Below are 16,831 nucleotides of genomic sequence, written 5' to 3'. Positions count from 1 at the left end.
ACGAGGAAGGCGAGGAACAAGTGATGGACAACCGACAGAAGAGCGCGGACAGCAGTGGGCGCGGAGCGCTCGACGGGGTGCGCGTGCTCGACCTCACCCAGGTGATGTCCGGTCCGTTCTGCACGATGATCCTCGCCGACCTCGGCGCGGATGTGATCAAGATCGAGAATCCCGACCACGGCGACCAGACCAGGAAATCGTGGGGCTATTCAGTCGTCGGTGACGACAGCAGAGCCTTCCTCTCGCTCAACCGCAACAAGCGCAGCGTCGTACTGGACCTGAAACAGGAGACAGGGCGCGAGCTCTTCCTGGAACTGGCGAAAACCGCGGATGTGGTCATCGAGAACTTCCGCCCCGGCGTGGCCGAGCGGCTGGGAGTGGGCTACGAGGCGGTGAACGCCGTGAACCCGAGCATCGTCTACGCGAGCATCTCCGGTTTCGGCCAGACCGGTCCGTACGCCGCCTATCCCGGTTACGACCTGATCGCGCAGGCCATGACCGGAGTGATGAGTGTGATGGGGGAACCGGACGGGGCGCCGATGAAGTCGGCCATTCCCTTGGCCGATCTCGGCTCCGGGATGTTCTGCGCCATCGGCATCCTCGCCGCGCTTCTCGCTCGTGGTGACGGCGACGAGGGCCAGTACCTCGAGACGTCGCTGTTCGAGTCGGCTCTCGCGATGTCGGTTTGGGAGTCGACCGAGTATTGGTCGACCGGAGAGAGTCCTAAGCCGCTCGGCTCGGCGAATCGCATGTCGGCCCCGTACCAAGCGCTCGCCACGAGTGACGGTCACCTGACCATCGGCGCGAACAACCAGAAGCTGTGGCACATCCTGTGCGCAGTGATCGATGCGCCCGAGCTCGAGCACGATCCGCGGTTCGTAGACAACAACAACCGGATGGACAACCGCGCCGACCTCGTCGCGGAGCTGGAACGGAGATTCGTGCGCAAGACCACCGACGAGTGGGTCGCGCTGTTGCTCGATGCCGGTGTGCCTGCGGGACCGATCCGCAACTACGAGCAGGTCCTCCGGGACGACCCGCACGTCAAGGCGCGGCACATGGTGACGTCGTTCGAGCATCCCGTCGAGGGAACCACCTCAGTGCTGGGGCCGGCGATCAAGCTGTCCCGCACCCCCGCCCGAGTCGTCACCCCGCCGCCCCTTCTGGGTCAGCACACCGACGAGGTTCTCGCGGAGCTGCGCAAACCTGTGGAGCGACCGGCATGACAGGCGAGATCACTCTCACGGTCGCCGACGGCGTCGCGCGGGTCGGGCTGTCGAACCCGGGGAAACGCAACGCGTTCACCTGGACGATGTACGACCAGCTCGAGCGTTTCGCGCGCGAGTTGAGCACGCGCGATGATGTGGCGGCCGTGGTGTTCCGGGGCACTCCGGAGGACGGCTTCGCGGCCGGCACCGACATCCGTCAATTCACCGACTTCCGGTCGGGCGCCGATGGCGTCGACTACGAGCGGCGTGTCGGCTCGGTGCTCGGTGCAGTTGCGAGCATCCCGGTTCCCACGATCGCGGCGGTCGAGCTGACGGCGGTCGGGGCAGGGCTCGCGCTAGCGGCCACCTGCGACATCGTCATCGCAGAACGCGGCTCGCGCTTCGGCGCACCCATCGCCCGCACGGTCGGCAATTGCCTCCCTGTTCCGGTCGTGCGCCGACTTCGTGACCGGATGGGCGCCGGGCACGCGGATGCGATGCTCCTGACCGCCCGTCTGGTGCCTGCAGAGGAACTTGCGCCCTCGGGCTTCCTGTCGCTCTGCGAGCCAGGGACGCTCGAACCGGCCGTCGCGGCCGTCACGAAGCGGATCGTCGGATCGGCCCCGCTCACCCTTCGCGCGCTCAAAGAACTCGGGCGGCGGCTGGATGCATCCGTCGAGATTCCCGACGACGCCGACGTGCTCGAGCAGTGCTACGGAAGTGCCGATTTCGAGGAAGGCGTCACCGCCTTTCTCGAGCAGCGTCGGCCCGAATGGAAAGGACACTGATGGCGACCATCGACGCCCATCATCATTTTTGGAAGACCGATGCTCAGGAACAACCCTGGCGGACTGCCGCGCACAGCGCGCTCGAGCGAGACTTCGAGCCGGCCGACCTGGTCGCCGAATTGGACGACGCCGGAGTGGATCTGACCGTCGTCATGCAGTCCGTCGACGAGCCGGCCGAGAACGATCGCCTGGCGGAGTACGCCAAGCACCCGCGCGTGGCCGGCATCGTCGGCTGGGCGCCGATTCGCGACCCGCGGGCCGTGGAGGCCGAGCTCGAACGGGCCGCCGTGCCCAAATTGCGTGGCGTGCGCTGCCTGATCGCCGACGATCCGCTCGATTGGCTGACCACGCCGGACTCGCTCGCACTGTTCAGGGACCTTGCTTCGCGCGGCCTCGCCTGGGACGTCGTCCCGATCACCGCCGCACAGACCCGGCGCGTGATCGAACTGGCGAACGCGGTGCCCGAGCTGCGACTGATCGTCGACCACCTCGGCCGACCGCCCCTCGACACTCAGGGCTGGGAGCCGTGGGCGAGCAATGTCTCCGAACTCGCCGCCGCTCCGGGCGTGGCGATGAAGGTGTCGGTCGGCATCGATGCACTCACAGCCTGGAACGGCTGGGATTCAGAGGTGCTCGACCGCTATGTCGAGCACGTCTGCCAACAGTTCGGAGCCTCGCGCCTGATGCTCGCGAGCAACTGGCCGGTCATCCTGCTCCGCGCGAGCTATGGGACTGCCTGGCGCGACCTCGGGCGCATCGTCGCCCGTCACCTGCCCGACCCGGGTCAGCAGGAACAAGTGTCCGGGGGGACCGCCGACCGGTGGTACGCCCTCGGCGTCGAAGCGCTCACAAGCTGAGCCGAAACAGAACACGGAAGAGAGAACAATGACGATCACGAGTCCGACGACGACCTTCGAGAAGGCCGATGCGTCCAACCTGTCCAGCCTCTACCAGCACCTCCGCGTCGTGGATGTCGTCGACGCCCTCGACGGGATCGGATACTTCAACATCGGTCTGATGGATCCGGAGGTCCGCCCGCTGTGGAGCGGCATGAAGTTCTGGGGCGAGGCGGTCACCATCCGTTGCGTGCCGTCGAACAAGCCGATGTGGAAGCTCGACACCACAGAGGACATCGTCAGCGCGCACGCCATCTGGTTCGAGAAGAACCCGCCCGCGCGACTGCCTGACAACCTGAAGCCCGGCCATGTCGTCGTGATGGACGCCGGCGGCGGTCCCGAGGTCGGCTTCTGGGGTTCCGAGAATGCGATGGGGGCCGTCGTGAACGGCGCCGTCGGCATCATCACCGACGGCTACTGCCGCGACACCGGCGAGGTCGAGCTCCAGCGCACGCCGGTCGTCGCCCGTCACCGCGGCCGCACGATCATCCCGGGCCGCATCCAGGCCATCGAGACGCAGGGCACGATCGCCTGCGGCGGGGTGCAGGTCAACCCCGGCGACATCGTCGGTGCCGACGACGACGGTGTCGTCGTCGTGCCGCAGGAGGTGGCCGAGGTGGTCGCGCTGCACGCACGCGCGATCCTCCTCGCCGACATGCGCGCACGCCGCGAGAAGTACCGCGCCCTCGGCAAGACGATGGACGAGACCGTCGACGTCGAGGCGATCGAGGCGTACTTCGGCGACCTCTGAGCCGAGTTCCGAGTCACCACGGCCGGGGTCCGCTCGGACCCCGGCCACTCTCACGATCGAGAAGGACCATGGCACATACATCATCGTCGCCGCTGCGCGACAGCCTCCTGCCCGATGCGGCCGACGCCACACTCGTCGGCCGTGTGATCGACCCCGTCACGGGCCACCCGTGCGTGGTCGCCGTACGCGGCGATCGACTGGCCGACATCACTTCGCATGCCCCGACCACGGCCGATCTCCTCGACCGCACCGACATCATCGAGTTGGCCAGGTTCGCCGAGCCGGACCGCGAGTGGGATCTGGAGACGGTCCTGCGGTCGAGCATCGACCGTGACACGGACTCGGTGCGACTCCTCTCGCCGTTCGACCTGCAGGTCATCAAGGCTGCCGGGGTGACATTCGCGACCAGCATGCTGGAGCGGGTCATCGAGGAGCGCTCGAAGGGCGACCCTGCCGGCGCCGATGCTGTGCGCGCGAAAGTGATGTCCGCGATCGGCGGCGCTCTCGATGGCGTGCGCCCCGGTTCTCCCGAAGCCGCGCAGGTGAAGCACGTGCTCGTCGAGGCGGACCTGTGGTCTCAGTACCTGGAGGTGGGGATCGGGCCCGATCCGGAGATCTTCACGAAAGCGCCTGTGCTCTCGTCGGTCGGGGCGGGAGCGCAGGTCGGTGTTCTCGAACGCTCCACCTGGAACAACCCGGAGCCTGAGGTGGTGCTCGCAGTCACGTCTCGTGGCGAGATCGTCGGCGCCGCTCTGGGCAACGACGTGAACCTCCGCGACTTCGAGGGTCGCAGCGCACTTCTGCTCGGCGAGGCCAAGGACAACAATGCCTCCTGTGCAATCGGCCCGTTCGTCCGGATCTTCGACGGAGGGTTCGACCTCGACGACGTGCGGGCGATCGACGTGGCCCTCACGGTCGAAGGTGCCGATGGATTCAGACTGGCGGAGACGAGCTCGATGTCGAAAATGAGCCGCGACCTGACCGACCTCGTCGCCCACGCGTTCGGCCCGCACCACCGCTACCCCGACGGCTTCGCCCTGTTCACCGGGACACTCTTCGCTCCGACCCAGGACAGGGGGGCGCCCGGTCTCGGCTTCACCCACCATCGCGGTGATGTGGTGCGGATCTCCTCCCCGGAGCTCGGCAGTCTGGTCAACGAGGTCACGACGGCTGAGGATGCGCCGGACTGGACGTTCGGCATCCGTGACCTGTTCCGCTCACTCGCCGCACGTGGACTGATCGGGGTGCGGTCGTGACCGCCGTGGTGGTCACCGACCAGGCCTTCGGTGGCGTCGACAGGGAGCGCGCGGTCGCCGAGTCACACGGCGTCGACTTCGCGCATCACCAGGTGCACACCGAGGAAGAGACCCTCACGGCCGTCGCCGGCGCATCCGTGGTCTTCGTCAACTTCGCCCCGATCACCCGCTCGGTACTGGCGGTCCTTGCGTCCGGCGCAGTCGTCATCCGCTACGGCATCGGCTATGACAACGTGGATGCTGTCGCAGCGGCAGAGCTGGGAGTGGCGGTCTGCAATGTGCCCGACTACGGTGCCGACACCGTCGCCGACCACACCGTCGCCCTGATCCTCGCCAGTCTGCGCAAGGTCAGCCGTTACACCGACACGATCAGGACCGCCGGATGGGTCGCGCCTGCTGAGCTCGGGAGCATCCGCGGCTTCGCCGAGACCACCATCGGGCTGGTCGGCACGGGTCGGATCGGCCGCGCTGTCGCGCAGCGGCTGCGGCCCTTCGGCTTCCGTGTGATCGCCCACGACCCCTTTGTCGATGTGGATGCACTGCGGGCCGACGGAATCGAGCCGGTGTCGCTCGATCAACTGCTCGCCGAGTCGGACCTGGTCTCGCTGCACGCACCGCTCACCGAGGCCAACCGCCACCTGCTCGGCGACGAGCAGTTCTCGGCGATGCGCGCCGGGGCGATGGTCGTGAACACCTCGCGGGGGCCTCTGATCGACGAGGAGGCTCTTGGCCGCGCTCTCGATGACGGCCGGCTGGGTGCTGCCGCCCTCGACGTCTTCGAGGAGGAGCCTCTCCCTTCCGACTCGCGGCTTCGTTTCCTGCCGAACGTGCTCCTCACCCCGCATGCCGCTTTCTTCTCCGACACCTCCCTGGCCGCGCTGCAGCGGCTCGCCGCGGAGGAGGCCGACCGCGCCCTCTCCGGAAAGCCCCTCCGCTGCGCGGTTGTGCCACCCAGGAAGATTGCCGTATGACCACCACCGGAACATCCATCGACCAAGCAGTCGCCAAGGCCGACGAAGCTTTCGAGCTCGCACGGGCGGTGAGTCCCGCGCGACGGGCCGGGTGGCTGGAAGCTCTGGGCACGGCCCTGGAGGCGGACCGCGAAACGCTCGTCGCACTCGCTCATGAGGAGACGCATCTCCCCCGCCCCCGACTCGAGGGCGAACTGACCCGCACGGTGTTCCAGCTGCGCCTGCTCGCCGCCGAGGTCGCCCGCGGAGAGCATCTGGACGCGACCGTCGATCACGCCGACCCGTCCTGGGGCATGGGCGCGCGACCCGACCTGCGCCGCGTCAACCGGCCGCTCGGCGTCGTCGCTGTCTTTGGCGCTTCCAACTTCCCTTTCGCATTCTCGGTTCTCGGGGGCGATACCGCGTCAGCGCTGGCTGCGGGATGCGCCGTCGTTCACAAGGCGCATCCCGACCACCCGCAACTCGCGGAGCAGACCGGCACCCTGGCCGTGAGGGCGCTCGCAGATGCCGGCGCGCCGGATGGTCTCTTCGCGCTCATCGCGGAACGTGACGCAGGGTTCCCCCTCGTCGAGCATCCGTTGGTCAAGGCGGTAGGTTTCACCGGCTCGACCTCAGGAGGCCGTGCGCTCTTCGACCGAGCCAACTCGCGTCCCGTTCCCATCCCCTTCTTCGGCGAACTGGGGAGTACCAATCCCGTGTTCGTGACCGAAGCCGCCTGGGCGGCACGGGGAGCGGATATCCTCCGCGGATACGCAGCATCGGCAACGCTGGGCATGGGACAGTTCTGCACGAAGCCCGGCTTCCTCGTGCTGCCTTCCTCTGCCGACGGAGCCGGCGACACCCTCGCTGAGGCCGCCGCCCGAGCGCCGAGCTTCGGCCTGCTCTCCGGCAGACTGACCGACGGATTCGCCGACGCCGTCGAGGCGTTGCTGCACCGGCCGGGCGTGACCGAACTGGCCAGGTTGCCCGAGGGCGACGGCCCTGCGAGCGTATTTCTCACCCTCTCCGCACACGAGGCGCTCGCCGACCCCGAGCTTCTCGAGGCCGAGATGTTCGGTCCGGCGAGCGTCGTGATCCGAGACGCCGACGCGCGTGATCGCGAACGTATGGCCGCCGCGCTGACCGGTCAGCTGACGGCCAGCATCTGGGCAGAGCCCGGTGACGATGTCGCCGGACTCGTCGCCATGCTCGAGACCAAGGCGGGTCGCATCCTGTTCAACGACTGGCCCACGGGAGTCACCGTGAGCTACGCCCAGCATCACGGCGGCCCCTATCCGGCCACGACAGCCCCGGCCACTACATCCGTCGGCACAGCCGCTATCCGGCGCTTCGTCCGTCCGGTCGCCTACCAGGGATTCCCCGACGATCTGTTGCCGCCGGAGCTGCAGGAGGACAATCCGCTCGGCCTGCACCGGCGGGTCGACGGCGAGTGGCTATAGGCGACTCTCCCGTCAGGGCTGATGGGTGATGGTGAGCTCGGGCGCACTGAACGGGAACGGGAAGATCAGGGTGCCTCCGCCGGTGAGGGCGTCCAATGGCACGAGCGACATCCAGACCAGGCCTATCGCCGCCGACACGACAGCGAGCGCCACGATCACGATGGCGGCGCGGTCCAGGAGGCGGAGCGCCTCGTGGACCGTGGACGCGCGGCGGGCGACCCTTCCGATCGCGACGAACAGGATGACCGCGAGCGCTGCGTACACGCACCAGCTCGGCCGCAGCACGAGGTTGGCACACGTGCCCTGCACCATGTCACCCGCGTCGGTCGCCTCCCCGCTGGAGCACGTGGCGACGCTTCCCGTGCTGAGAACGGTGTAGAGAGCGGCGGCCACGGCCGTCGTAATCAGCACCCGGCGCAGTCGGACCAGGATGGGACCAGCAGGAAGCTTCGAAAGCTCTCCGGCCTCGACCGCTGAAGTCCCCGTCGTCGTCATTTCGTAGCCCCTCTCGCCTGCAACGTGTTCATCTCAGTCGTTGACGTCATCGGCGGCGCGTTCATCCGAACATGGTCTTGATCATCTCGTTCGTGTAGCCCTCTGGGCCGGCGTTGTACCAGTCGGACGCCAGCCAAACGCCGTCCCGGAAGTACTGGGACTCACCGACGAGCGCTCCGTTGCCGTCAGGCGCGTTCATCACGCACAGGTCGCCGCCCAGGTAGGCGTTGCACGCGGCACCGATCGTGGCCAGGCGTGCCAGCGCAGCTGCTTGCGTCGTGCCGTCGACGTGTCGCACCTGTGTGGTGAGGAACAGCTCGGACGGGCCGGCCGGCGGCGCCCAATCGCAGATGAGGCCGGGTGCGGTCGAGAGCGTGCGTGCGAGGTTCGGATCCCACGACCCGTAGCCGTTCTCGACGGAGCGGACAGCGTCCGGCCCGGACTTCCAGGCTGGGTTCAGTGCGAGGGCGCCATCCGGGGAGACGAATTCCTGCAACGCTGGAGAGTACAGGGCGTCGCAGCTGGTCGGGAGCCCGTCCGCGACCGCCGGAGTTGACGTCGGTGCCGGCGTCGCACCGACGGCCTGTGCCGGCGGCGGAGTCTGCCCCGTGGGAGGCGGGGCTGTGCATCCGGCCAGGGCAAGCCCTGCGGCAAGCAGGACGACCGGTAGGAAGCGCCTTGAGCGCTGGTGGTTTCGTGCACTTGCTTCAGGCCTTTTCTCAGCACTCACTGCGTAGTCCCCCTCTTTGCGGAATGCGGCGTCGCGCGGATCGCCAACTCAGATGCGCTGAGCAGGATCCTATCCGGCTCCCCTCACGCAGCTGATCGCTGCGCAAAGGGCCGGCGACGCATGCGTGACCCGTAGACATCGTTGACCCGTATGATATTTCAGACAATCATGGTTCCAGGGCACGCGACTGAGCGGTCCGAATTTCAGGAGTGCACGATGAATCCCTTGGTCCCCACACCGCTCGACGTGGTGATCATCCTTGTTTCCGCCACCGGGCTTCTTGCGGTGACCGTCGGTTTCATCACGCTGCTCTGGCTCATCCTGGTTCCCAAACGACGTAAGCAACTGTCGCGGATCCTCTTTCGATCCCCGCGGGGGTCGGTCGCGGGCTTAGCCTGACAGGCATGACGAGCGCGACGACGAGCATCCGGAGCGACATCCCCCGCGCGGGAGTGCAGGGGGTCGCGGGCGGACTTCTCCTCATGGGCTTCTTCACTGTGCTCTGGGGAAGCTGGGCCACCGCGGGCGTTCCACTCGCTGCAGGCATCGCGATCTCCGTCGTGTTCTTCGCCTTCGCGCTGGCCTTCATCGTCAACGGGATCCTGCTGTTCGTCGCGGCTCGGCGGTTCCCCGTCGTGCCGACGGATGAGCGCCGCGCGAAGACCCGCAACATCGGCGCCCGCTTCGGAATCATCTTCGGAATCGAGGGCGTGCTGATCGGTGTGATGAGTGCGATCCTCGGGGCCACCGGGAACGACGAGTACATCAACGGCGCGATCGCCGTCATCGTCGGTCTGCACTTCCTTCCGCTCGCCCCCGTGTTCGACCGCACGATCGACTACTACATCGGCGGGTGGGTGGTGCTCGCGGGGATCGTCGGCATCGTGCTGATCGCAACCGGAGCCGTCACTGTGGAGCAGTCCTGGACGATCGTCTCGCTCGCGACCGCGGGAGGCACCACGGTGTACGGGATCTACATGCTGCTGGAGAAGCGTCGGCTGGTGTCGGGCGCGCGCCATTCATAAGCGGCGCCCCTGAATCGATCGCACCCCACTATTGGACAGACGCGGCGCCACGGATGAAAGTGGTCTCATGTCCTACGTACCGAACCCTGACCGCTATGACCGGATGCTCTACCGCCGCACGGGCCGCAGCGGGCTCGACCTTTCCGCACTCTCGCTGGGCCTCTGGCAGAACTTCGGCGACGACCGCCCGTTCGAGACGCAGCGGGCGACGGTTCTGCGCGCGTTCGACCTCGGGATCACCCACTTCGACCTCGCCAACAACTACGGTCCGCCCTACGGCGCGGCGGAGATCAACTTCGGACGCCTGCTGCAGAACGAGCTGAAGCCGTACCGCGACGAACTGGTCGTGTCGTCCAAGGCGGGCTGGGACATGTGGCCCGGACCGTACGGGCAGGGCGGCGGCGGACGCAAGTACATGCTCGCAAGCCTCGACCAGTCGCTCCAGCGCCTCGGACTCGACTACGTCGACATCTTCTACTCGCACCGTCCCGACCCGTCGACGCCGCTGGAGGAGACGATGCAGGCGCTCGACACGGCCGTGCGGTCGGGCAAGGCGCTCTACGTCGGCATCTCCTCATACGGTGCCGCGGATGCGCGGCGCGCCGCCGAGATCCTCGACGGTCTCGGGACTCCCCTGTTCATCCACCAGCCGTCGTACTCAATGCTGAACCGCTGGATCGAGAACGAGGGACTTCTCGACGCCGCCGGCGACCTCGGTTTCGGGGTGATCGGCTTCACTGCTCTGGCCCAGGGGATGCTCACGGACAAGTACCTGGGCGGCGTTCCGGCGGGGTCGCGGGCAGCCCAGGGCGGCTCGCTCGATCAGGGCTGGCTGACCGACGAGGCGCTGGGTCACATCCGGGCGCTGAACGACATCGCTTCGGCTCGTGGCCAGTCGCTGGCGCAGCTTGCACTGGCGTGGGCGCTGCGGGACGACCGGGTCACGTCCCTGGTGATCGGCGCGAGCAGCGTTGCGCAGTTGGAGCAGAACGTCGGCGCTCTCGACAACCTGACCTTCACGCCGGAGGAGCTCGCCGCGATCGACGAGCACGCGGTGGACGTGGGCGTGGACCTGTGGGCGGGGGCGCGGCGCGGCGAGCTCGGCTGACTCCGCCGGACGCGGAGCCGATCAGGCCTCGGGGGCGTCCTCCAGCGGCTGGATGAGCTCGGGGCCGTCGCCGGTCACGGGGCCGACACGGTCGAAGACCAGATCGCCGGCCACCGGGAGGGCGGCGCGCACCGCCTCGTCGACCAGGGCCTGATCGCCGACGATGGTCGGGTCGACCCAGTGATCCCACAGCTCACGGGGAAGCGGCACCGGATTGCGGTCATGGATGTCCTCGAGGGTCTGCACCGCATCCGAGGTCAGGATGGTGGCGGTCAGGTGCCAGCGAGCGGGGTCGTCGCGGGAGAGGGCCGGGTCTGCCCACCAGGCGTAGAGGCCCGCTAGGCCGAGCAGCTCGCCGTCGGCAGCGTGGATGAAGTACGGCGTCTTCTTCTTGGTGACCGGATCGGTCTGCCACTCGTAATAGCCGCGGGCCGGCACGATGGCCCGGCGAGAGGCGACGGATGCTTTGAACATCGGCTTCTCCGCGGCGGTCTCGGCCCGGGCGTTGAAGGTCGGCACCTTGGTCTTGAGCTCCTTGGACCAGGACGGCACCAGCGACCAGCGCGCCAACTCGAGCCTGCGCACTGACGGCTCGTCGTTCTTCTTGCTCTCGAGGAAGATCGGGATGGGGTCGGTCGGCGCGATGTTCCAGCTCGGCCGCCAGTCGCGGAAGTCGCCGCCCTCGGCCACGAACTCCTGGATCATGTCGTCGGTCTCTTTGTCCATTGCGAAGCGCCCGCACATGCAATCAGCCTACGACCGACCACCGACTCCATCGGTGTCCACGTCCGTATACGCGGTCACTGCACGATCGAGGGCGACCAGGCGTGCCGGAGGAACATCGTCGGCCCCGCGCTGCCGTCGGCGGGGATGGACCAGATGTTGCTGTCGCCGACGGTCTTGGCGTCGGGCATCCCGTAGAGCAGGGTCGAGTCGTCCAGCCAGAGAGCCTGGTCGTCGACGTTGCCCTTCGTCGGCAGCAGAGTCTCGGTTCCGGTGGCGAAGTCCAGCACCGCGAGCGACCAGGTCGGCGTGCCGGAGGTCGAGTCGCGCTTCTTGTACGCCACCTTCGAGCCGTCGGGCGACAGCGACGGGCACTCTGCCGTGTCCTTGATCGCCACGAGCGTGCGACCGCGCAGGTTCCCCCGCACCAGCCAGGTGCGGTTGTTCGATGCCGCAGTGGCATAGAAGGTGTTGTCGTCGGCGGCGAAAGTGACTCCCCAGAAGTTGCGATCCACGGCCGTCACCTGCTGACCGTCGACCAGGAAGGTGAAGTCCTCGAGGTTGCCGTAGTCGATGCCGTTGACCTGCGAGATCGTGGTCTGCGTCGAGAAGCCGACCGTGCCGTACGAGGCGCCGGTGACGAACGATGTCTGGGCGACCAGGCGCGAGTCGGCCGAGATGCGGGTGCGGCTCGGGATGCCCGGCAGCGGCCACGACTTGAGCTCCTTGCCGGCCGCGTCGTAGAGCGTCGCACCGAAGCTGGTGACGACGCCGCGATCGATGTGCAGGCACATCTCGTTCTCCTGCGTCGCGTAGACCCGGTCGCAGGCGAGCTTCGTGAGCGACCGCGCTCCCGAGGGGTCCGCGAGGGGGACCGAGGCGACGAGTCCGTACCCGGCACCGGATGCGGTGTTGCGGAAGACGATGCGGGGGCCGCTGGCCGCCGTGGCCGGGGCGTCCGTTTCGACCTGGCTCGGCGCATCCGCGCGGCTGCGGTAGTCGACGAAGGCGTATGCGCCGTATCCCATCGCTCCGCCGAGCAATGCGACCGTGATCGCGGTGATCAGCCAGAATCGCAGACGGCCGGTCATGAGGCGGTGCGCACGCGGAAGAAGCCGCGCAGCAGGTAGGCGACGATCGGGATGACCACGGCGAGCGCCACGGAGGCGATGATCATCGCATCCGTTCGCCCGACGGTGAACCAGAGGACGCCGAAGCCGACAGACGCGATCAGCCGGGCGAGCGCGACCACCGTCTGGGCGGCGGCGATGCCGCTCGCGCGGCTCTCGACCGGGGTGCTCTCGCTGGCGAGTGCCGCGAGGATGCCGTCGGTCGCCGCGTAGAACACGCCGAGCAGGAGGAGGCAGACGATCGTGAGCGGGGCGCCCGCCACGGGGAGGGCCGCGCAGATGTAGGTGGCCAGCAGCGCCAGGTGACCGAGCACGAACACCCGCGCGCGGCCGATCTTGTCGGAGAGACGTCCGAGCGGGATGGCCAGGGCCAGGAAGGCGATGTTGGTTCCGACGTAGAGCAGAGGGAACCACTCGGCCGCGAAGGCGCTGCGGCTCTGGAGAACGAGGTAGATGAATCCGTCGCCGATCGTGAGCAGACCGAGCAGCCCGGAGACGAGCAGTACGCGGCGCAGCCGCGGGTCGGTGAGCTGACGCCAGCGGAACGGCGCCTTCGAGCCGCCCGCCTTCGCGCGCTCGGCCCGCGGGCGCTTGTTGGGGACGAGGATGCCGAGCACGGCCACGCCGAGGATGGCGCAGGCGAGCGACACGACGAAGACCGTGTGGTATCCGTCGGGGATGAAGAAGAGGATGAGGAAGGCGAGGAGTGGTCCGACTGCGGCGCCGACGGTGTCGAGCATCCGGTGCACCCCGAAGGAACGACCCAGGTTCTTCGGGGTGGACGACGCCGAGATGAGCGCGTCGCGCGGAGCCGTGCGCACGCCCTTGCCGATGCGGTCGATCGCGACGATGGCGGTGATCGCAGCGAAGCCGCCTGCGAAGAGCAGGCCGATGCGGGCCACGGCCGAGACGCCGTAGCCGAAGAACGCGATCCACTTGGGCTGGTCTCCGCGGTCGGCCGCCCAGCCGCCCGCGATGCGCACGATGGCACTGACTCCCTGGTACAGGCCGTCGATGAAGCCGTAGGCGATGGTCGAGAGCCCGAGGACTCCCGTGATGTAGAGCGGGAGAATGGCGGCGACCGACTCCGAGGAGATGTCGGTGAGCATGCTGACGATGCCCAGGGCCACGACGACCGACGAGACGCGGGTGACCGCCACTCGCGTACGGGAGCGGTCCCCGGATGCGGGTGCCTGTGCATCCGTCTCGACGTCGGACTCGACGTCCGGATCGGCGACGGACTCGGCGGACTTGCCGCGATCGGAGAAGGAGAGGTACACGGGATCAGCCCTTGACCGTGAACGTGCCGAACACGACGTAGGTCGTTCCGCCCGATCCGGGCGTCGCCGTGACCGTCACCGAGTTGGCACCGCGGCTGAACGACACGGCGGTCGCGCCGTTGAGGGCGGGCGACGGGGTGTCGTACATGCCGTAGTTCGCGAGCGCCGTGCGGTAGAACGCCACCACCTCGGTGACCTCTGCGTCGGTCTTCGCCGTGAGGGTGACCTGGAGGTGCGTCTTGTCGGAGGCGACCGAGCTGTTGCGGATCTTCGATCCCGGTGCAGCAGGGAGGGCCTTGGCGGGATAGCCCTTAGCGAGCGCGCCGACGGCACTGGCCGACTCGGGTAGTGGCGCGCTCACCAGCTCGGGGAGGACCTTGCTCGCCGGCAGGCCCTGCGTCGCTTCGCCCGGGGGCTGCACCTCGGTGGTGAACCGCTTGCCGTCCGCGGGCGGAATGGCCGCGTCCGTCGGGGGCGCGCCGGTGCCGGGGTCGGCTGTCGCCGCCGACGGGGGTGGCGAGGCCTTCTGCGTCGGCGTCGACGATGACGATGACGGGCCGGATGCGGTGGTCGCGCCGCCGACCGGAAGCTGCGTGAGCACGAAACCGCCGACCGCGATCACCAGGGCGGCGGTCAGGCCGCCCATGATCAGCATCTTGGACTTCATCATGACGCCACCTCCACAACGGAGATGAGCTCGTCGCCGACCTCTCGGTATGCCGCTCCTGTCAGGGGGCACCGCAAGGTTCCGTCCTCGGCGCGTCGCAGCGGGACGCCGGCTTCGCCGACCCAGCCGATGCGACGCGCCGGGACTCCGGCGACGACGGCGTGATCGGGCACATCCTTGGTCACAACGGAACCTGCAGCCACGAGCGCCCACCGCCCGATCGTCACAGGAGCGATGCACACCGAGCGGGCGCCGATAGAAGCGCCCGTGCGCACGGTCACGCCGACGGCGTGCCAGTCGTCCGCTGACTTCAGCGAACCGTCCGGGTTGATGGCCCGGGGAAACTCGTCGTTGGTGAACACGACGGCCGGCCCGACGAACACGCCGTCTTCGAGCACCGCCGGTTCGTACACGAGCGCGTAGTTCTGCAGCTTGCAGTTGTCGCCGACGATGACGCCCGGTCCGACATAGGCGCCGCGGCCCAGGATGCAGTCGCGGCCGATCCGGGCGCCCTCGCGTACCTGCGCGAGATGCCACACCCTGGTGCCGTCACCCACGTGAGCGTGGGCGTCGACATCAGCGGTCGGTGCAATCCGTGCACCGTTCGTGTTCTTCGTTTCAGTCATGAGCGTCGCCCCCAGGTCGTCGCGTCGGGTGGTTCGGTGGGCGCCTAGTAGGCGCCCGTGGGATGGAGGAGCACGCGAGCCGTGCGCCAGAGGATCACCAGATCGCCCGTGAGCGACCAGTTCTCCACGTAGTAGAGGTCGAGCCTCACGCTCTCCTCCCAGGAGAGGTCGGAGCGTCCGTTCACCTGCCACATCCCGGTGAGACCAGGCTTGATGTAGAGGCGGCGGTGGACGTGCGTCTCGTAGCCGTCGACCTCGCGGCGAAGCGGCGGGCGGGGGCCGACGAGACTCATGTCGCCGACCAGCACATTCCAGAGCTGCGGCAGCTCGTCGATCGACAGCTTGCGCAGCACCTTCCCGATCTTGGTGACGCGGGGGTCGGCCTTCATCTTGAAGAGCACGCCCGCGCCCTCGTTGCGGGCGCGAAGGGCCGCGAGACCGGCCTCAGCATCCTGCACCATCGAGCGGAACTTCAGCATGCGGAAGGTGGAGCCGTTGCGGCCCACCCGCTCCTGCCTGAAGATCGCGGCACCGGGGCTGTCGAAGCGGATCGCCAGCCCGATCACGAGCATGAACGGGAGAAGGATGAGCAGGGCCGTCGCCGAGACCACGACGTCGAGCATCCGCTTGAGCACGTGCTTGCCGCCCTCGAACTGCGGGATCTCCACGTGGATGAGCGGAAGACCCTCAACCGGACGGAAGTGGATGCGCGGACCCGCGACATCCGTGAGACGCGACGCGAGCACGAGCTCGGTGGCGGTGCCCTCGAGGGCCCAGCCGAGGTTGCGGATGAATCTGCTCCCCCCGCGAGGCTGACCAGCGACGATCACGGTGTCGACGTTGAGACCGGATGCCGCCGCTGTGATCCCGTTGAGGTCCCCCACTACAGGGAGATCGCCACCGGCCACGGCGATGTTGGTGAGACCGACCTCGTCGATAGCTGCGCCGACCACGTTGTACGCGGCGCCCGACTTCTGCCGGATCTGAGCGGTGACGTACTCGACATCGTCTGCGCTGCCGACGACGAGTGCCCGGGACAGGTAGTGGTCGAACCGGCGCTGGCGGAGGAGCCACTGCCGCCACAGCCAGCGGCTGCCGATCAGGCCGACGGCTCCGATCGGGAGTGCCAGCACGAAGTAGCCTCGCGCGATGTCGACCTTGGCGATCAGGAAGGCGATGGCGAGGATGCCGAAGGTGAGAGCGCTGGCACTCGCCACGCGCTTGTACTCGGTGGGGCCCATCCCGATCACACGCGGGTCGCGGGTGTGGCCCGCCGAGAGGGCGATCACCCAGGTGCCGGCGATGAGGATGGAGATCAGGAGGTAGCCGACCGGGAAGCCGGAGATGTTGGTGGCGACGTCGTCGGGCCCGAACCGCACGACGAAGGCCGTGGCGATGGACAGGACGATGATGACCGTGTCGGTCACGCGGAGCTTCGAGCGGTAGTGACGCGCCCAGGTCTGCGATTCGCTCCGGCGGGCGACCGCGTGCGGGCCGACGCTGTTTGCGCCCTGTTCAGAGCTGCGGAACGGTCGCCGGCTGCGACGCGGAACGTCTCCGGCGATGGATCGGGGGCGAAGGACGGTCATGATCGCGCCCTCCGCGTGGACTCCCAAGAAGCAGAACCGGCGACGGCTGGGGGAAAGCCGTGGTCTCGAACGGCTTCGCCGCCGCCGGCCCCGATTGTGGGATCTGCCACCTGGGGAGGGGTCCACGCTCCGCGCTCATGCGCTGGCCG

18 protein-coding genes are annotated in these 16,831 nt (G+C 68.1%); 10 read left to right on the top strand and 8 right to left on the bottom strand.

Going from position 1 to position 16,831, the window contains the following annotated elements:
* Nucleotides 1-23: 23 nt before the first annotated feature.
* The 7 genes from ACFVV0_RS17490 to ACFVV0_RS17460 all read left to right on the top strand — a co-directional run bounded on the left by ACFVV0_RS17490 (nt 24) and on the right by ACFVV0_RS17460 (nt 7,309).
* On the top strand, nt 24-1,226 hold the full coding sequence (locus tag ACFVV0_RS17490; protein ID WP_387065948.1) for a CaiB/BaiF CoA transferase family protein: 1,203 nt from the start codon (nt 24-26) through the stop codon (nt 1,224-1,226).
* Nucleotides 1,223-1,996: an enoyl-CoA hydratase gene (locus tag ACFVV0_RS17485; protein ID WP_387065946.1), complete on the top strand. Its 774-nt coding sequence runs from the start codon at nt 1,223-1,225 to the stop codon at nt 1,994-1,996. Before ACFVV0_RS17490 ends, ACFVV0_RS17485 begins: the two co-directional genes overlap by 4 nt.
* Nucleotides 1,996-2,853: an amidohydrolase family protein gene (locus tag ACFVV0_RS17480; protein ID WP_387065943.1), complete on the top strand. Its 858-nt coding sequence runs from the start codon at nt 1,996-1,998 to the stop codon at nt 2,851-2,853. Before ACFVV0_RS17485 ends, ACFVV0_RS17480 begins: the two co-directional genes overlap by 1 nt.
* A 28-nt stretch (nt 2,854-2,881) precedes the next feature.
* The gene (locus ACFVV0_RS17475) at nt 2,882-3,643 is read left to right on the top strand and encodes an RraA family protein (protein ID WP_387065940.1); all 762 of its coding nucleotides are present in this window, start codon (nt 2,882-2,884) and stop codon (nt 3,641-3,643) included.
* Between the two features lie 68 nt (nt 3,644-3,711).
* Nucleotides 3,712-4,899: a fumarylacetoacetate hydrolase family protein gene (locus ACFVV0_RS17470; protein WP_387065937.1), complete on the top strand. Its 1,188-nt coding sequence runs from the start codon at nt 3,712-3,714 to the stop codon at nt 4,897-4,899.
* Nucleotides 4,896-5,870 (top strand): C-terminal binding protein, encoded by a 975-nt coding sequence (locus ACFVV0_RS17465; RefSeq protein ID WP_387065934.1) that lies wholly within the window; start codon nt 4,896-4,898, stop codon nt 5,868-5,870. The genes ACFVV0_RS17470 and ACFVV0_RS17465 overlap by 4 nt, the downstream gene beginning before the upstream one ends.
* Entirely contained in the window at nt 5,867-7,309 is a 1,443-nt protein-coding gene (locus ACFVV0_RS17460; protein WP_387065931.1) for an aldehyde dehydrogenase (NADP(+)), read from the top strand. Before ACFVV0_RS17465 ends, ACFVV0_RS17460 begins: the two co-directional genes overlap by 4 nt.
* Before the next feature lie 12 nt (nt 7,310-7,321).
* Here the strand turns inward: ACFVV0_RS17460 and ACFVV0_RS17455 are convergent, their stop codons facing one another.
* Nucleotides 7,322-7,804, bottom strand: coding sequence for a hypothetical protein (locus ACFVV0_RS17455; protein ID WP_387065928.1), 483 nt, complete (start codon nt 7,802-7,804; stop codon nt 7,322-7,324).
* Nucleotides 7,805-7,865: 61 nt separating this feature from the next.
* On the bottom strand, nt 7,866-8,300 hold the full coding sequence (locus ACFVV0_RS17450; protein ID WP_387065925.1) for a hypothetical protein: 435 nt from the start codon (nt 8,298-8,300) through the stop codon (nt 7,866-7,868).
* Between the two features lie 450 nt (nt 8,301-8,750).
* Between ACFVV0_RS17450 and ACFVV0_RS17445 the strand changes: the two genes are divergently transcribed.
* The 3 genes from ACFVV0_RS17445 to mgrA all read left to right on the top strand — a co-directional run bounded on the left by ACFVV0_RS17445 (nt 8,751) and on the right by mgrA (nt 10,667).
* Nucleotides 8,751-8,933, top strand: coding sequence for a hypothetical protein (locus ACFVV0_RS17445; RefSeq protein WP_387065922.1), 183 nt, complete (start codon nt 8,751-8,753; stop codon nt 8,931-8,933).
* A gap of 5 nt (nt 8,934-8,938) precedes the next feature.
* Nucleotides 8,939-9,559 carry a hypothetical protein gene (locus ACFVV0_RS17440; protein ID WP_387065920.1) on the top strand — a complete coding sequence of 207 codons (621 nt, stop codon included), beginning with the start codon at nt 8,939-8,941 and terminating at the stop codon, nt 9,557-9,559.
* 67 nt (nt 9,560-9,626) lie between these two features.
* Nucleotides 9,627-10,667 (top strand): L-glyceraldehyde 3-phosphate reductase, encoded by a 1,041-nt coding sequence (gene mgrA / locus ACFVV0_RS17435; protein ID WP_387065917.1) that lies wholly within the window; start codon nt 9,627-9,629, stop codon nt 10,665-10,667.
* A 21-nt stretch (nt 10,668-10,688) separates the two neighbouring features.
* On the opposite strand, the gene ACFVV0_RS17430 is transcribed toward mgrA, so the two are convergent.
* Genes ACFVV0_RS17430 through ACFVV0_RS17405 form a run of 6 tightly spaced genes read right to left on the bottom strand, consistent with a single transcriptional unit; the run spans nt 10,689 to nt 16,682 of the window.
* Nucleotides 10,689-11,411: an SOS response-associated peptidase gene (locus tag ACFVV0_RS17430; protein ID WP_387065915.1), complete on the bottom strand. Its 723-nt coding sequence runs from the start codon at nt 11,409-11,411 to the stop codon at nt 10,689-10,691.
* Between the two features lie 56 nt (nt 11,412-11,467).
* Nucleotides 11,468-12,481: a hypothetical protein gene (locus tag ACFVV0_RS17425; RefSeq protein WP_387065912.1), complete on the bottom strand. Its 1,014-nt coding sequence runs from the start codon at nt 12,479-12,481 to the stop codon at nt 11,468-11,470.
* Entirely contained in the window at nt 12,478-13,800 is a 1,323-nt protein-coding gene (locus tag ACFVV0_RS17420; protein ID WP_387065910.1) for an MFS transporter, read from the bottom strand. The genes ACFVV0_RS17425 and ACFVV0_RS17420 overlap by 4 nt, the downstream gene beginning before the upstream one ends.
* A 4-nt stretch (nt 13,801-13,804) precedes the next feature.
* Nucleotides 13,805-14,470: a hypothetical protein gene (locus ACFVV0_RS17415; protein WP_387065907.1), complete on the bottom strand. Its 666-nt coding sequence runs from the start codon at nt 14,468-14,470 to the stop codon at nt 13,805-13,807.
* A complete protein-coding gene (locus ACFVV0_RS17410) occupies nt 14,467-15,093 on the bottom strand; it encodes an acyltransferase (protein ID WP_387065905.1) in 627 nt (208 codons plus the stop codon). Before ACFVV0_RS17410 ends, ACFVV0_RS17415 begins: the two co-directional genes overlap by 4 nt.
* Nucleotides 15,094-15,137: 44 nt before the next feature.
* Complete coding sequence (locus ACFVV0_RS17405) at nt 15,138-16,682, bottom strand: sugar transferase (protein ID WP_387065902.1); 1,545 nt, start codon at nt 16,680-16,682, stop codon at nt 15,138-15,140.
* Nucleotides 16,683-16,831: the final 149 nt, after the last annotated feature.

The sequence above is a fragment of the Leifsonia sp. NPDC058230 genome (assembly GCF_042882245.1).
Taxonomy (GTDB): domain Bacteria; phylum Actinomycetota; class Actinomycetes; order Actinomycetales; family Microbacteriaceae; genus Leifsonia.
This window is presented reverse-complemented; position numbering and strand designations above follow the sequence as displayed.

Excerpts from the sequence above, each read along its gene's own strand:
- ACFVV0_RS17430 (WP_387065915.1), bottom strand. The coding sequence starts at position 11,411 with ATGTGCGGGCGCTTCGCAATGGACAAAGAGACCGACGACATGATCCAG.
- ACFVV0_RS17455 (WP_387065928.1), bottom strand. The coding sequence starts at position 7,804 with ATGACGACGACGGGGACTTCAGCGGTCGAGGCCGGAGAGCTTTCGAAG.
- ACFVV0_RS17470 (WP_387065937.1), top strand. The coding sequence starts at position 3,712 with ATGGCACATACATCATCGTCGCCGCTGCGCGACAGCCTCCTGCCCGAT.
- ACFVV0_RS17490 (WP_387065948.1), top strand. The coding sequence starts at position 24 with ATGGACAACCGACAGAAGAGCGCGGACAGCAGTGGGCGCGGAGCGCTC.
- ACFVV0_RS17480 (WP_387065943.1), top strand. The coding sequence starts at position 1,996 with ATGGCGACCATCGACGCCCATCATCATTTTTGGAAGACCGATGCTCAG.
- ACFVV0_RS17485 (WP_387065946.1), top strand. The coding sequence starts at position 1,223 with ATGACAGGCGAGATCACTCTCACGGTCGCCGACGGCGTCGCGCGGGTC.
- ACFVV0_RS17425 (WP_387065912.1), bottom strand. The coding sequence starts at position 12,481 with ATGACCGGCCGTCTGCGATTCTGGCTGATCACCGCGATCACGGTCGCA.
- ACFVV0_RS17440 (WP_387065920.1), top strand. The coding sequence starts at position 8,939 with ATGACGAGCGCGACGACGAGCATCCGGAGCGACATCCCCCGCGCGGGA.
- ACFVV0_RS17475 (WP_387065940.1), top strand. The coding sequence starts at position 2,882 with ATGACGATCACGAGTCCGACGACGACCTTCGAGAAGGCCGATGCGTCC.
- ACFVV0_RS17410 (WP_387065905.1), bottom strand. The coding sequence starts at position 15,093 with ATGACTGAAACGAAGAACACGAACGGTGCACGGATTGCACCGACCGCT.
- ACFVV0_RS17460 (WP_387065931.1), top strand. The coding sequence starts at position 5,867 with ATGACCACCACCGGAACATCCATCGACCAAGCAGTCGCCAAGGCCGAC.
- ACFVV0_RS17405 (WP_387065902.1), bottom strand. The coding sequence starts at position 16,682 with ATGACCGTCCTTCGCCCCCGATCCATCGCCGGAGACGTTCCGCGTCGC.
- ACFVV0_RS17445 (WP_387065922.1), top strand. The coding sequence starts at position 8,751 with ATGAATCCCTTGGTCCCCACACCGCTCGACGTGGTGATCATCCTTGTT.
- ACFVV0_RS17415 (WP_387065907.1), bottom strand. The coding sequence starts at position 14,470 with ATGATGAAGTCCAAGATGCTGATCATGGGCGGCCTGACCGCCGCCCTG.
- mgrA (WP_387065917.1), top strand. The coding sequence starts at position 9,627 with ATGTCCTACGTACCGAACCCTGACCGCTATGACCGGATGCTCTACCGC.